General features: G+C 75.7%; 11 protein-coding genes. 8 read left to right on the top strand and 3 right to left on the bottom strand.

The window, feature by feature from the left end:
• Nucleotides 1-124: 124 nt before the first annotated feature.
• The 4 genes from ACFYW1_RS01700 to ACFYW1_RS01685 all read left to right on the top strand — a co-directional run bounded on the left by ACFYW1_RS01700 (nucleotide 125) and on the right by ACFYW1_RS01685 (nucleotide 3,929).
• Nucleotides 125-1,354 (top strand): sensor histidine kinase, encoded by a 1,230-nt coding sequence (locus ACFYW1_RS01700; RefSeq protein ID WP_388985590.1) that lies wholly within the window; start codon nucleotides 125-127, stop codon nucleotides 1,352-1,354.
• The gene (locus ACFYW1_RS01695; RefSeq protein WP_388985588.1) at nucleotides 1,342-2,001 is read left to right on the top strand and encodes a LuxR C-terminal-related transcriptional regulator; all 660 of its coding nucleotides are present in this window, start codon (nucleotides 1,342-1,344) and stop codon (nucleotides 1,999-2,001) included. The genes ACFYW1_RS01700 and ACFYW1_RS01695 overlap by 13 nt, the downstream gene beginning before the upstream one ends.
• Nucleotides 2,002-2,042: 41 nt before the next feature.
• The gene (locus ACFYW1_RS01690) at nucleotides 2,043-2,696 is read left to right on the top strand and encodes a nucleoside/nucleotide kinase family protein (RefSeq protein ID WP_388985586.1); all 654 of its coding nucleotides are present in this window, start codon (nucleotides 2,043-2,045) and stop codon (nucleotides 2,694-2,696) included.
• Between the two features lie 105 nt (nucleotides 2,697-2,801).
• Nucleotides 2,802-3,929 (top strand): aminopeptidase P family protein, encoded by a 1,128-nt coding sequence (locus tag ACFYW1_RS01685; RefSeq protein ID WP_388985585.1) that lies wholly within the window; start codon nucleotides 2,802-2,804, stop codon nucleotides 3,927-3,929.
• 57 nt (nucleotides 3,930-3,986) lie between these two features.
• Here ACFYW1_RS01685 and treZ read toward each other — a convergent pair whose 3' ends face one another.
• Nucleotides 3,987-5,777: a malto-oligosyltrehalose trehalohydrolase gene (gene treZ / locus ACFYW1_RS01680; RefSeq protein ID WP_388985583.1), complete on the bottom strand. Its 1,791-nt coding sequence runs from the start codon at nucleotides 5,775-5,777 to the stop codon at nucleotides 3,987-3,989.
• 181 nt (nucleotides 5,778-5,958) lie between these two features.
• Here treZ and ACFYW1_RS01675 point away from each other — a divergent pair, with 181 nt between their 5' ends.
• On the top strand, nucleotides 5,959-7,320 hold the full coding sequence (locus ACFYW1_RS01675; protein WP_388985581.1) for a GH1 family beta-glucosidase: 1,362 nt from the start codon (nucleotides 5,959-5,961) through the stop codon (nucleotides 7,318-7,320).
• 69 nt (nucleotides 7,321-7,389) lie between these two features.
• On the top strand, nucleotides 7,390-8,472 hold the full coding sequence (locus ACFYW1_RS01670; protein WP_388985580.1) for an alpha-L-fucosidase: 1,083 nt from the start codon (nucleotides 7,390-7,392) through the stop codon (nucleotides 8,470-8,472).
• A 28-nt stretch (nucleotides 8,473-8,500) separates the two neighbouring features.
• Here ACFYW1_RS01670 and ACFYW1_RS01665 read toward each other — a convergent pair whose 3' ends face one another.
• Nucleotides 8,501-9,433, bottom strand: a complete 933-nt coding sequence (locus ACFYW1_RS01665) for a GNAT family N-acetyltransferase (RefSeq protein ID WP_388985911.1) — start codon at nucleotides 9,431-9,433, stop codon at nucleotides 8,501-8,503.
• Nucleotides 9,434-9,652: 219 nt separating this feature from the next.
• Between ACFYW1_RS01665 and ACFYW1_RS01660 the strand changes: the two genes are divergently transcribed.
• Complete coding sequence (locus ACFYW1_RS01660) at nucleotides 9,653-10,219, top strand: DUF1707 and FHA domain-containing protein (protein WP_388985578.1); 567 nt, start codon at nucleotides 9,653-9,655, stop codon at nucleotides 10,217-10,219.
• Between the two features lie 267 nt (nucleotides 10,220-10,486).
• The gene (locus ACFYW1_RS01655; RefSeq protein ID WP_388985575.1) at nucleotides 10,487-11,476 is read left to right on the top strand and encodes a cytochrome P450; all 990 of its coding nucleotides are present in this window, start codon (nucleotides 10,487-10,489) and stop codon (nucleotides 11,474-11,476) included.
• A 34-nt stretch (nucleotides 11,477-11,510) separates the two neighbouring features.
• On the opposite strand, the gene treY is transcribed toward ACFYW1_RS01655, so the two are convergent.
• Nucleotides 11,511-13,880 (bottom strand): malto-oligosyltrehalose synthase, encoded by a 2,370-nt coding sequence (gene treY / locus ACFYW1_RS01650; RefSeq protein WP_388985573.1) that lies wholly within the window; start codon nucleotides 13,878-13,880, stop codon nucleotides 11,511-11,513.
• Nucleotides 13,881-13,951 lie beyond the last annotated feature (71 nt).

Below are 13,951 nucleotides of genomic sequence, written 5' to 3'. Positions count from 1 at the left end.
CTACGAGCCGGACGAGGGCCGGACGAGGGGGCAGGTGCCCCGGAAGGGGTGCAGCGGACTCCACCACGGGTGTGGGAGAGGGCCCCACTCCGACCGCGGGCGGCCCGCCGTAACGTGGGGTGCCATGAGCACTGATCCCGCCCCGCTGACCGTCGCCGTCCGGCGTTCGTGGGACGCGTCGCGCTATCTGTTCATCGGGCTCGGGATCGGGCTGGCCACCTACGTGGGCACGTTCCTGGTGGCGGCGGTGCTGCTGTTCGCCGCGGTCGTCATCGGGCTGCCCGCACTGCCCGAGGCCGCCAAAGCGCTGCGCGGGGCCGCGGAGTTCGAGCGCCGCCGGGCGGCGGCACGGCTGGGCGTACCGTTCACCCCCACCCCGTACCCGCCGCTGGACAGCGCCGAGGTCACCGAGCGGGTACGACGGGTGCTCGCCGACCCGACGGCCCGGCGCGACGCGCTCTGGCTGCCGGCCCAGGCCCTCGCCGGGAACGTGCTCGGCTACTTCACGATGGTGCTGTGGCCGGTGGGGCTCCTGGTGGACGGGATCGGGCTGTCCGTCGTCCATCTGCTGGACCGCCGGACGGCCGACGAGTACGGCACGGAACGGCCGGTGCGGCGGGGCTGGGTGCTGCCCCTGCACGGGGTGCTCGCCGATCTGTCGGCGAGCTGGTCCAGGGCGCTGCTCACCCCGGCACCGTCCGCCGCGCTCACCGAGCGGATCGCCCAGCTGACCGAGAGCCGGGCCGGGGCCGTGGAGGCGCACGGCGCCGAACTGCGCCGCATCGAACGGGACCTGCACGACGGGGCCCAGGCCAGGATCGTCGCCCTGTCGATGCGCATCGGCCTCGCCAAGCAGCTCCTCGACCGCGACCCGGCCGCCGCCCGGGTCCGGCTCGACGAGGCGCAGGACGGCGCGGAGGCGGCCCTCGCGGAGCTGCGGCACGTGGTGCGCGGCATCCACCCGCCCGTGCTGACGGACCGCGGACTGGCGGGCGCGGTACGGGCGCTGGCCGGTGACGTCGCCGTTCCCGTGACCGTCGGACTCGACGGCGTCGAGGACGGGCGCCGGCTCCCGGCCGCGATCGAGGCCGCCGCCTACTTCGTGGTCGCCGAGGCCCTCACCAACATCAGCAAGCACAGCGGTGCGACGGCCGCGGCCGTGCGCATCGAGCGGCCCCCCGGGACGCTGCGCGTGACCATCGGGGACGATGGCCACGGCGGCGCGGACGAACGCGCCGGCAGCGGACTGGTCGGGATCAGGCGTCGCGTCGCGGCGCTGGACGGCACCACCCGCATCGAAAGCCCCGCCGGGGGGCCGACACAGATCGAGGTGGAGCTGCCGTGCGGATCGTGATCGCGGAGGACAACGCGTTGCTGCGGGAGGGGCTGATCCTGCTGCTCACCAGCTCGGGCCACGAGGTGGTGGCCGACGCGGCGACCGGGCCCGAGGTGCTGCCCGCGCTGCTGGAGCACCGGCCGGACGCGGCCGTGCTCGACGTGCGGCTCCCGCCCACCTTCCGCGACGAGGGGCTGCGCGCCGCGATCGCCGCCCGCGGGCGGCTGCCCGAGCTGCCCATCCTGGTCCTGTCGCAGTACGTCGAGGAGACGTACGCCGCCGAGCTGCTCGCCGGGGGCGCCCAGGGCATCGGCTACCTGCTGAAGGACCGGGTGGGCCGGGTCGACCAGTTCCTCCAGGCGCTCGACCGGGTGGCGGCCGGCGGCACGGCCCTCGACCCCGAGGTGGTGACGCAACTGCTGACCCGCAAGGCGTCCGCCGAACCCCTGCGGAGCCTCACCCCGCGCGAGCGCCAGGTCCTGGAACTGATGGCCCAGGGCAAGGCGAACGGCACCATCGCCGCCGAACTGGTGGTGACGGAACGGGCGGTGAGCAAGCACATCGGCTCGATCTTCCTCAAGCTCGGCCTGGAGCCCGACGACGGCACGGTGCACCGGCGGGTGCTGGCGGTGCTCGCCTACCTGGAGGGCAGGGGGACCCGCTGACGGCCCCCGCGGCACCCCGCCCGACTCCCGGCGGCGGCACAATGCCCCGCATGGACCTCAGCGACCTCAGCGACCTCGGCGGACTCACCGCCCGCGCCCGCCGGCTCGCCGTCCCCGGCCGGCGCCACGTCCTCGGCATCGCGGGGCCGCCCGGAGCCGGCAAATCCACCCTGGCGGCCCGGCTCGTCGAGGCGCTCGACGGGCTCGCCGTCCTCGTCCCCATGGACGGCTTCCACCTCGCCGGGGCCGAACTGGACCGGCTCGGACGCGCCGGGCGCAAGGGCGCCCCCGACACCTTCGACGCCGCCGGGTACGCGGCCCTGCTCGCCCGCCTGCGCGCCCCGCGGCCGGGCACCACCGTGTACGCCCCCGCCTTCGACCGCACCCTGGAGGAACCGGTCGCCGGGTCCGTCCCCGTACCCCCCGACGTCCCGCTGGTCGTCACCGAGGGCAACTACCTGCTGCACGACGAGGGGCACTGGGCGGACGTGCGCCCGCTGCTCGACGAGGTGTGGTACCTGGACCTCGACCGGGCCCGGCGGGTGCGGCGGCTCGTCGAGCGGCACGTCCGGTTCGGCAAGCCCCGCCCGTACGCCGAACGCTGGGTGGCGGACTCCGACGAGGCCAACGCGCGCCTGGTCGAGCGGGGCCGCGACCGGGCGGACCTCGTCGTCCGGCCCGCCCCGCAGGACTGAACGGCCCGGGCCGACGGCCCGCCGGACGCCCCGGGCCCACTCGCGTCGACCGGCGCGGACGGGCAGGATGCTGTACGCCGTGTCGCGCCGTCAGGAGGCTCCCGCATGTCCAGTCCGAACCAGCCCGCGCCGTTCACCGCCGACGACTACCGGGCCCGCATGGCGCGGGCGGCCGACGCCGCCGCCGAGGCCGGGCTCGCGGGCGTGCTGGTCGCACCCGGCCCCGACCTCGTGCACCTCACCGGCTACCGGCCGGTGAACACCGAACGCCTCACCGTCCTCGTCCTCACTCCCGGCCAGGACCCGGTCCTCGTCGTCCCGACGCTGGAGGCCCCGGACGCCGAGGGCGCCGCCGGAGCCCCGGCCCTCACCCTGCGGGACTGGACCGACGGCAAGGACCCGTACGCCGTCACCGCCCCGCTGCTCGACGGCCGGGGCCGGTTCGGGGTCAGCGACAACACCTGGGCGATGCATCTGCTCGGGCTCCAGCGGGCGCTGCCGGACACCTCGTACGTCTCCCTCACCGAGGCCCTGCCGACGCTGCGCGCGGTCAAGGACGCCCCCGAGCTGGAGCGGCTCGCCGCCGCCGGGGCCGCGGCCGACGCCACGTACGAGGAGATCCTCAAGGTGCGGTTCTCGGGCCGCAAGGAGACCGACATCGCCGCCGAACTGGCCGACCTGCTCAAGCGGTTCGGGCACTCCCAGGTCGACTTCACCGTCGTCGGCTCGGGGCCGAACGGCGCCAACCCGCACCACGAGGCGGGCGACCGCACCATCGAGCGGGGCGACATGGTCGTGCTCGACTTCGGCGGCCTCAAGCACGGCTACGGCTCCGACACCTCCCGCACCGTCCACGTCGGCGAACCCACCGCCGAGGAGCAGCGGGTGCACGACATCGTGCGGGAGGCGCAGGAGGCGGGCTGCCGGGCGGTCCGGCCGGGCGTCGCCTGTCAGGAGATCGACCGGGCGGCCCGCGCCGTCATCACCGAGTTCGGCTACGGCGAGCGCTTCATCCACCGCACCGGCCACGGCATCGGTGTCACCACCCACGAACCGCCCTACATGATCGAGGGCGAGGAACAGCCGCTGGTGCCCGGGATGTGCTTCTCCGTGGAGCCCGGCATCTACCTGCCGGGCCGGTTCGGGGTCCGGATCGAGGACATCGTGACCGTGACCGAGGACGGCGGCCGCCGCCTCAACACCACCGCGCGCGACCTGGCGATCGTCGAGTAGCCGGCCGGCCGGGGCGCGGGAGGCGCCCGGGCGTCCCGGGCCCGCGCCCCGGCCGGTTCAGCCGTCCGCCAGGACGACGCACGACTCCGGCGGCAGGTGCAGCAGGCCGTCCGGGCCCGGGGCCGCCACCGGGTCCCAGGCCGCCACCACCCGCCCCGCCCGGCCCCACCGCCGGCCGCCGCCCAACGGGATCGTGGCCGGCTCCCCGGAGAGGTTGACCGCGACGCGCAGATCGCCCCGCCGGTACGCCAGCCAGCGCGCCCGCTCGTCGTGGGCGGTGCGCACCGAGGCCAGGTCCGGATCGGAGAGGTCCGGCAGGGCGCGGCGCAGCGTGATCAGTTCGTGGTACCAGGCGAGCAGCCGGGCGTGCGGTTCCTTCGTGGGCTCGTCCCAGTCCAGGCAGGAACGGTTCCGGGTGGCCGGGTCCTGCGGGTCCGGCACCTCGTCCGCCGTCCAGCCGTGCGCCGCGAACTCCCGCCGCCTGCCGTCGCGGACGGCCTCGGCGAGGACCGGGTCGGTGTGGTCGGTGAAGAACTGCCAGGGGGTACGGGCGCCCCACTCCTCGCCCATGAACAGCATCGGCGTGAAGGGCCCGGTCAGCACGAGCGTCGCGGCGCAGGCCAGCAGCCCGGGGGAGAGGGTGGCGGAGAGCCGGTCGCCCAGGGCCCGGTTGCCGATCTGGTCGTGGGTCTGGGCGTAGCCGACGAAGCGGTGGGCCGGGGTGCTGACGACGTCGACGGGGCGGCCGTGGGTCCGGCCGCGGAAGCCGGAGTACGTGCCGTCGTGGAAGAACGCGCGGGTCACGGTCTTGGCGACGGCGGCGAGCGGGGCGACGGCGAAGTCCGCGTAGTAGCCCTGGGACTCGCCGGTGAGCGCGGTGTGCAGCGCGTGGTGGAAATCGTCGTTCCACTGGGCGTGCAGGCCGAGGCCGCCGGCCTCGCGCGGGGTCGTGGTCCGCGGGTCGCAGAGGTCGGACTCGGCGATCAGCGGGAGCGGCCGTCCGAGCTCGGCCGCCAGTGCGTCCGTCGCCGCGGACAGCTCCTCCAGGAAGGTCAGGGCCCGGCCGTCGGCCAGGGCGTGCACCGCGTCCAGCCGCAGCCCGTCGAGCCGGTAGTCCCGCAGCCAGGCCAGGGCGCTGCCCAGCAGGTACGCCCGCACCTCGTCCGAGCCGGGGGCGTCGAGGTTGACCGCCGCGCCCCATGGCGTGTGATGGGTGTCGGTGAAGTACGGGCCGAAGGCGGGGAGGTGGTTGCCGGACGGGCCGAGGTGGTTGTGGACCACGTCCAGCACCACCGCCAGCCCGAGACCGTGGGCGGTGTCGACGAAGCGCTTGAGCCCCTCCGGCCCGCCGTACGGCTCGTGCACCGCCCAGAGCGACACGCCCTCGTACCCCCATCCGTGGGTGCCGGGGAACGGGCAGACCGGCATCAGCGACACATGGGTGATGCCCAGCTCGGCGAGGTGCCCGAGCCGTTCGGCCGCGGCGTCGAAGGTCCCCTCGGCGGTGTACGTGCCGATGTGCAGCTCGTACAGCACGGCGCCCGGCAGGCCCCGGCCCGTCCAGCCCTCGCGCCACTGGAACAGGGAGTGGTCGACGACGGCGCTCTCGCCGTCGGGGCCGTCCGGCTGACGGCGCGACCGCGGATCGGGAAGCACCCGCCCGGCGCCCCCGCCCGCGCTCCCGTCCCCGTCCCCGTCCAGGACGAAGCCGTAGCGGTCCCCGTCCGAGGCCGCCGCCTCGACCGTCCACCAGCCGGCCCGTGCGGCGTCCCGCTCCATCGCCCGCAGCCCGCCCGCCAGCCGCAGTCCGACCGATTCCGCGTCCGGTGCCCACACCTCGAACAGCATGCAACGCTCCTCGTCTCGTCGCCGTCCTCGCGTTCCGTACCCCGGTCCGGGGCACGCGGTCGCGATCACCGGCCCATGACACTGGATCGAGCCCGTTACCGGCGGTTAAGGTCTGGTTCTGATCATTGCCCCGTCAGATTCTGCTCAATACGCACTCGCTCTTACGGCTGTGGAGGCCGAGATGAATGTGCCGCCGTTCCCGCCCGGTTTCCTCTGGGGAGCCTCCGCGTCCGCGTTCCAGACCGAGGGCGCGGTCGACACCGACGGCAAGGGGCCCTCCGGCTGGGACGCCTTCGCCGCCCAGCCCGGACGGATCAAGGACGGCACCGACACCACCCGCGGCACCGGCTTCCACCAGCACTACCGCGAGGACGTGGCCCTGCTGGCGGGCCTGGGCGCCGACGCCTTCCGGTTCTCCGTCAGCTGGCCGCGCGTGGTGCCCGGCGGCAGCGGCTCGGTCAACCCGCAGGGCCTCGACTTCTACGACCGGCTCGTCGACGAACTCTGCGCCCACGGCATCACCCCGGCCCCCACCCTCTACCACTGGGACACCCCGCTCCCGCTGGACGAGGAGGGCGGCTGGCTCAACCGGGACACCGCCTACCGCTTCGCCGAGTACGCCGGAATCGTCGCCGAGCGTCTCGCCGACCGCGTACCGATGTGGATCACCATCAACGAACCGGCCGAGGTGACGCTGCTCGGCTACGCCCTCGGCGAGCACGCACCGGGCCGCGCCCTCCTCTTCGACGCCCTGCCCGCCGCCCACCACCAGCTCCTCGCCCACGGCCTGGCCGTGCGCGCCCTGCGCGGCGCGGGCGCGGACAACATCGGCGTCGCCGTCTCGCACACCCCCGTCTGGACCGCGGGGGACTCCGAAGAGGACCGGCAGGGCGCGGAACTGTACGACACGATCACCAACTGGATGTTCGCCGACCCGATCCTCACCGGCCGCTACCCCGACGAGAACATCGCCGCACTGATGCCGGGCCCGGTCGAGGACGACCTGTCCACCATCTCCACCCGGCTCGACTGGTACGGCGTCAACTACTACAACCCCACACTGGTCGGCGCCCCCGCCGCAAACGCCCCGGAGGACTTCTCCGGCTTCCGGATGCCCGCCGAACTCCCCTTCGGCATCCGGGAGATAGAGGGTTACGAGAAGACCGACTTCGGCTGGCCCGTGGTGCCCGACGGGCTGCGCGAGACCCTCGTCCAGCTCCACGACCGCTTCGGCGACCGGCTCCCGCCGCTCTACATCACCGAGAACGGCTGCGCCGTCGACGAGCCCGCCGAGGACACCCGCCGCATCGCCTACCTGGAGGGGCACCTGCGGGCCCTGCGGACGGCCATCGACGCGGGCGTCGACGTGCGCGGCTACTTCACCTGGTCGCTCACCGACAACGTCGAGTGGACCGAGGGCACCAGCAAACGGTTCGGCCTGGTCCACATCGACTACGAGACGCTGCGCCGGACCCCCAAGGACTCGTACGCCTGGTACCGCGACCTGATCCACGCGCAGAAGGCGGCCGGCCCGGCCCGCTGACCGGGCCCGGACCGTCCGGCCCGGGCCGGGGGCTTACGAACGGCCCCGGAATGATCAATACTTCGCGCCATGGTCGCTTCCTGGTGGTCCCGGGCCGGACTGGGAATCCTCGTGCACTGGACGCCCGCCTCCGTGCCGGGCTGGGCCCCGTCGCACGTACCGGCGGACGAACTCCCCCTGGCGGGGCGCCGCGCGCCGCTCGGCTGGACCTCGCGCGCCGAGTGGTACGAGAACGCGCTGCGCTTCCCCGGCAGCCCCGTCTCGGCCCACCACCGCGCGACCTACGGCACCCGCCCGTACGCCGCGTTCGGGGGCGACTTCAACGACGCCCTGCACGCCTGGGACCCCACCGGATGGGCCCGCGCCTTCCGGGCGGCAGGGGCCCGTTACGCGGTGCTCGTCGTCAAGCACCACGACGGCTTCTGCCTCTGGCCCTCCGCGATCCGCAACCCGCACCGGGCCGGCTGGCACACCCGGCGCGACGTGGCCGGCGAGTTCGCCGAGGCGGTACGGGCCGAGGGGATGCGCTTCGGCGTCCACTACTCCGGCGGGCTCGACCGGACCTTCGACGGCCGCCCCGTCGCGGGCCCGGCCGACCTCGTCCGGGCGGTCCCGCGCGGCGGCTACCCCGAATACGCCGGTGCCCAGCTGCGCGAACTGACCCGCCGCTACCGGCCCGACGTCCTGCGCACCGACCTCTTCTGGCCCGGCACCCGCATCGACGCCCGGCGCCTCGTCGACTACCACCGGTTCACCGTCCCGCACGGCGTCGTCGGCCACCCGGTACCGGCCCCGCCGGTCCGGCACGCCCTGCGGCTGCCCGGCGCCGGGACGCTGTACGAGCGCTGGGCGCGCCGCACCGGAACCGGGGACGGGAACAGCGGCTTCCGTACCGGCACCGGCCCGTACGAGGTCACCCGCGACATCGGCCCCGGTGCCTGCCACAACCGCGCCGCACCGCCCGGGGCGTTCCTCCGCCGGGAGGAACTGGAGGGGCTGGTCCGCGACACCGCCGCCGCCCGCGGCAACCTGCTGCTCACCGTGGGCCCGCGCGGCGAGGACGCGACGATCCCCGCCGAACAGCGGCTCCGCCTGGACTGGCTGGCGGAGTGCTCCGGGCGCGCCCGGACCGCCGCGACGGCGGGGGAGTGACCCGGGACGCCCCGTCCCCGGCGGGTCCTCAGTCCCAGACCATGTCGAAGGAGCGCTCGAAGTTCACGTACCCGAGACGGGCGAAGGACCTCGCCATCGGGACGTTGCCGAGGTCGGTGGAGGCCCGGATGCGTTCCACGCCGTCCTGCCCGGCCAGCACCCTGGTGCCCTCGGCGAGGATGTCGTCGATGTAGCCGTGGCCGCGCCGGGCGGGCAGTACCCCGATGTAGGCGATGATCGGGTTGTAGGCGTTGCGTGCCGGAATCACGAACCCGACCGGTTCGCCGTCCGGGAGCTCGGCGACGCGCCACCACTCCCGCGGCGTGGTGTACCCCGCCAGCTCCTCGTCGTAGTGCTTCTCGGCCGCCTCGCGGGCGCTGAGCCCGGACTCCAGGTCGGCCCGTCCGTGGGCGTCGAGGGTGCCCTCCATCACCGGCGTCATCAGCGCGAGGAGGTCCTCGCGCCCCTCGACCGGGCGGAACCGCAGCCGCCCGTCGTCGGCCGGGACCGGCGTACCGGTGCGCCACTCCAGGCGCAGCCGCTCGACCAGCAGGCGTGCGCCGGAACGCTCCATCACCCGCATCCGGGCCTCGACGACCTCGCGCGCCGCCGCGTCCTCGCGCCAGTCCGGCGGGACGAACCGCCCGTACTCCGGCCGCTTCGTCCCGGCCGGGACCACCGCCGCCGTCGCCGTCTCCAGCAGCCGCAGGCCCACCTCGCCGCGCTCGGGCTCGGGCAGGGTGTCGTCGAGGTCGAAGAAGTCGAGCAGCAGCGGAGGGCCCCCGGCGCGGCCCCACCAGGCGAGCCGCGCCACCACGCGGTCGCCGGCCAGCGCCACCCACATCCACCCGGGGAGGCGGCGCCCGCTCTCCAGGTCGTCGGCGAGCTCGTGGTCGAGCACGTACGGCAGCTGCCGGAAGAGTCCGAGCTCCTGCGGGCCGGTGAGCGGGCGGATGGTCAGTTCCTGCGGAACACGGGGCACACGGTCTCCTCGACAACGAAACCGCCCGGCGGGCGCCCGACGGCTGGCGGCGGCAGACATTAGCAACCGTGCCCGGGCTCCGCACGGGAATTCCGGAGCGGCCCCTCCCCGCCCGGCACGCGCCTCGGGCCGCAGGTCGGAACGGGGAAGCGGGACCGTTCTGGACACTCCGGGGCGGTCGGGCCGACAATTGGCCCCGTGACGTCCCCCTTCGAGTCCCACACGTATCCCGCGCGGCTGTCCGACGCCCAGCGCGACCGTGTCCTCGGCGTACTCAGAGACGGCGCCGCACAGGGCAAGCTGTCCCACGACACCTTCATGCGACGCATGGAACTGGCCCTCAACGCCCGGCGCCCCGAGGACCTGGAACCGCTCACCGCCGACCTGGAGAGCGGGGGCCGCTGGTCGCGGCGGATCCTCCGGGTGGTGGGCGGGGTCTCCGGCTTCCCCGGCCGGGTGCGCCGCGTCTGGCAGACCGAACGGCTCCCTAAGCTCCTGCTGCCCGCCCCGAGCCCGCACCCCCTGCTCATCGGCCGCGACCCGGGCAACGGCCTGCGGCTCAACCACGAGACCGTCTCCCGGCTCCACGCGGAACTCACCGTGCGGGACGGCCGGTGGCTGCTGCGCGACCTCGGCTCGACCAACGGCACCTGCGTCAACGGGCAGCGGGTCGTCGGCACCGTCCCGGTCCACGAGGGGGACCAGGTGAGCTTCGGGCAGATGAGCTTCCGCCTCTCCGCACCCGTCGCCGGCCCGCCCGCCTGAGCACCGGCCCGGCCGACCGGTCCCGTCACGAAGTGCCCGTACGGGAAAGGCGGTTGCGCCGGGGAGAAGGCGAACGCCGCGCCACCGCACGCGACTTGGGCACCCGGGCACCCCGTCCACGGCACCGGCGCACCCGGCACGCCCCGTCCCGGCCCCCGGAGCCGCGATCACCCGGACGGCCGCGCGCCGACTGCGCGGCGCCCGGGCCGGTGGTCCCCTGGTGGGAAACCGCGCCGCACACCGGCGCCCTGAGCCCCGGGGGTACGGATGCAGGCCGACGCGCCGCACGGCATACCCGCCCCGGCCCCCGGCCGCACGGCGCACGGCCCCAGCCTGCTCGCCCCCGGGACGGCGCGCGACCCGCACCGGCTGTACCGCGTCCTGCGCGAGGAACACCCGCTCGTCTACGACGCGCCCCTGGGCGCCTGGCTGGTCAGCCGGTACGCGGACGTGACCGCCGCCCTCACCGACCCCCGGTTCACCGGCTTCCCGCACGACGCCGCCCCCGGCGGCGGCCCCGCACCCCTCGGGCTCTGCCACGGCGGCCCGCAGTGCGCCCCCGGCCGGCGGCCCGCCCCCGCGGCCCCGCCGCGCCACACGGCCGAACGCGTCGAACGGACCGCCTACGTGCTGGCGCGCCGCATCGCGGGACGCCGGCACGTCGACCTCGTCACGGAGTTCTGCCGCTGGCTGCCCGTCGGCGCCGCACCCGGGCCGGGCACCCGCCCGCCCCGGGCGGCCCGCACCGCGCCGGGCACCGCAGCCCCGCCCTGCACCCGGCACACCGGCCTGCGCGAGACGGCGCTCGCCTCCTTCCTCGCCAACCTGCTGGACGCCCCCGACCTGCTGGCCGCCCTGCCCACCGAACCCGCCCTGGCCGAGCGGGCCTGGACCGAGACCCTGCGCCGCGACCCGCCGGTCCAGGTCGTGCTGCGCCGCACCGTCACCGAGGTCGCCCTCAGCGGCGGCACGCTGCCCGCCGGAGCGCCCGTCGCCTGTCTGACCGGTTCGGCGGGCCGCGACCCCGAACGGTTCGCCGCACCCGACCGCTTCGACCCCTTCCGCCGCGACCAGGTCCGCTCCCCGGCCGGCCCCGCGGACTGCCCCGCCGTCCTGCTCGGCCGGCTGGAGGCCCGCCAGGGGGTGCGCGCGCTGCTCGACGCCATGCCGGGGCTCCGCTGGGCGGACGGCTTCCGCCCCGTCGTCACCGGCCTGCTCACCCGCGGTCCGCGGAGCCTCGTCGTCGGGCCCGGCTGAGCGGGGCCGCCGGGGCGCGGCGTTCCCCCCGCCGTCAGGCCCGGCCGAGCAGCGCCACCGGCCGGTCGGCGAAGAGGTCGGCGAGCGCGACCGAGGCCCCGGTGAACTTCCGGCCGGGCGCCAGCAGATCGGCCCACGGCCCGTCGTCCGGCAGCACCAGTTCGGTATCGCGCCAGCCGCCCGACTCGGCCAGCCGCAGCGACAGCCTGGTCACCGCGGTGACCACCTGGCCCCCGCGGCAGAACGCCAGACAGTGCGCGGCCGCGGGCCCCCGCGCGCCCAGCGGGGCGTAGGAGCCCGACGCGCCGAACACCTCCGGCCGCTCGCGCCGCAGCCGCAGCGCCGTCCCGGTCAGTTCGCTCTTCTCGCAGGCCGGGGCGTCGGCGGGCGGGGCGCGGAAGGGGCGGCGGTTGTCCGGGTCGACCAGTGCCGTGTACTCCCGTTCCGTGCCCTGGTACAGGTCCGGCACGCCCGGCATCGTGAGGTGCACCAGGGCCGCCCCCAGCACATTGGCCCGCGCGTACGGGGCGAGCACCGCCGTGAACCGGTCCAGCGCCTCGCGCACCGGCCCGGTCTCGGCGGCCGGGCCGGCCGCCACGAAGTCCACCACCGCCCGCTCGTACGCCGGATCGGGCTCGGTCCAGCCGGTGTGCAGCCCCGCCTCGCGGACCGCCTTCAGCAGCGCGGGCTCCAGCCGGCCCGCCGCCTCGCCGGCCGGCAGCCCCGCGCAGCCCACCGCGGTCTGCCAGGCCTGCCAGGCGAACTGCGCGTCGGGGGCGGCGGCCGGAACCGTCCGCCCCAGCTCCGTGAGCAGCCCGGACCACTTCTCCGGGCACTCCGTCAGCACCGCGATCCGGGCCCGGACATCGGCGCTCCGCTTGGTGTCGTGGGTGGTCAGCACCGTGCCGCCGGCCGACCGGTCGGCGGCCGAGCGGGCACAGAAGGCGTGGAACTCCTCCGGCGAAACCGCGGGCCGCCCGGGATTCCCGCCCACCTCGTTCGCCGAGATCAGCGGCAGGTACCGGTAGAACGCGGCGTCCTCGACCGACTTGGCGCGCAGCGCGGACGCGGTCTGGGCGAACCGGACGCAGAACGCCTCCCGCTCCGGCCCCGCCCCCAGCCGCCCCAGCGCCAGCTCCCGCACCACGTCGACCGCCGCGGCCTCCTCCGGGACGGCGAACGTGGCCCGCGCGTCCCGCACGGCCGACTCCGGCAGCGTCGCCACGGCCTCCTGCGAACAGCTCCCGCCGGCCGTCGCGTACGGGCGGTAGACGGGCACCCGTACGAGCAGTTCGCGCACGGCGGCGCGCAGGGCCCACGGAGCGTGGTCGCGCAGCGCCGGGTCGGCGGCACAGATCCGCCCGGCGAGCCGGGTCAGCACCCCGGTCTCCGCGGCCAGCTCGTGCGTGACGACCCGGTACGCGGCCCGGCGGACGGTCGAGGTCCAGTCGCCGCCGAGACCGTCCGCGGGCCCGGCGTACTCCCGGTAGCGGCCGACCAGCTCCGCCGCGCCCATCGGGTCGACGAACAGTCCGTCGACCCGGTGCAGCGCCTCGTACCCCGTCGTCCCCGCCACGGCCCAGTCCGCGGGCAGCCGCTCGGCGGGGCCGAGGATCTTCTCCACCACCGTCCACCGCCCACCGGTCGCCGCCGCGAGCCGGTCCAGGTAGGCCGCCGGATCGGCGAGCCCGTCGGGGTGGTCGACGCGCAGCCCGTCGACGACGCCGTCCCGGACCAGTTCGAGGATCTTGACGTGGGTGGCGGCGAAGACCTCGGGGTCCTCCACCCGCACCCCGATGAGGTCCGAGACCGTGAAGAACCGCCGGTAGTTCAGCTCGGTACGGGCCAGCCGCCACCAGGCGAGCCGGTAGTGCTGGGCGTCCAGCAGCTCGGGCAGCGGCAGCCCCGCGGTGCCGGCCCGCAACGGGAACTCCTGCTCGCCGTGGCGCAGCACGTCCCCGTCCACCCGCAGCCGGCCGATCTCCTCGCCGAGCCGGTCGCCGAGCACCGGCAGCAGCACCTTGCCGCCGCCCGCCGCCCAGTCGATGTCGAACCAGCGGGCGTACGGGGATCCGGGGCCCTCGCGCAGCACCTCCCGCAGGGCGTGGTTGTACCGGGGGTGGGCGGCCATGTGGTTCGGCACGATGTCCAGGACCAGCCCGAGACCGTGCGCCCGGGCCGTGCGGGCCAGCTCCCGCAGCCCCTCCTCGCCGCCGAGCTCGGCCCGCACCCGGCCGTGGTCGACGACGTCGTAGCCGTGCCGGGAGCCGGGCACGGCCTCCAGCACGGGGGACAGGTGGAGGTGGGAGACACCGAGCCCGGCGAGGTACGGCACGGCGCGTCCCGCCGCCGAGAACGGGAAGCCGGGCTGGAGCTGGAGGCGGTAGGTGGCGGTGGGCGTCATGCGGTCGTTCGTACCCGGCCGGACGGCTTCCGTGTCACCGGACGCCGCAAAGGGCTCGACCGGCGGCGTCC

It is taken from the genome of Streptomyces sp. NPDC002669 (assembly GCF_042889165.1).
GTDB lineage: Bacteria > Actinomycetota > Actinomycetes > Streptomycetales > Streptomycetaceae > Streptomyces.
Note: the sequence above shows the minus strand (reverse complement) of the source record. Positions and strands in the feature narration are given on the sequence as shown.

What these genes read in the sequence shown, in the direction of transcription:
- ACFYW1_RS01670 (WP_388985580.1), top strand. Translation starts at nt 7,390, where the DNA reads ATGGTCGCTTCCTGGTGGTCCCGGGCCGGACTGGGAATCCTCGTGCAC.
- treZ (WP_388985583.1), bottom strand. Translation starts at nt 5,777, where the DNA reads ATGCTGTTCGAGGTGTGGGCACCGGACGCGGAATCGGTCGGACTGCGG.
- ACFYW1_RS01655 (WP_388985575.1), top strand. Translation starts at nt 10,487, where the DNA reads ATGCAGGCCGACGCGCCGCACGGCATACCCGCCCCGGCCCCCGGCCGC.
- treY (WP_388985573.1), bottom strand. Translation starts at nt 13,880, where the DNA reads ATGACGCCCACCGCCACCTACCGCCTCCAGCTCCAGCCCGGCTTCCCG.
- ACFYW1_RS01700 (WP_388985590.1), top strand. Translation starts at nt 125, where the DNA reads ATGAGCACTGATCCCGCCCCGCTGACCGTCGCCGTCCGGCGTTCGTGG.
- ACFYW1_RS01685 (WP_388985585.1), top strand. Translation starts at nt 2,802, where the DNA reads ATGTCCAGTCCGAACCAGCCCGCGCCGTTCACCGCCGACGACTACCGG.
- ACFYW1_RS01690 (WP_388985586.1), top strand. Translation starts at nt 2,043, where the DNA reads ATGCCCCGCATGGACCTCAGCGACCTCAGCGACCTCGGCGGACTCACC.
- ACFYW1_RS01675 (WP_388985581.1), top strand. Translation starts at nt 5,959, where the DNA reads ATGAATGTGCCGCCGTTCCCGCCCGGTTTCCTCTGGGGAGCCTCCGCG.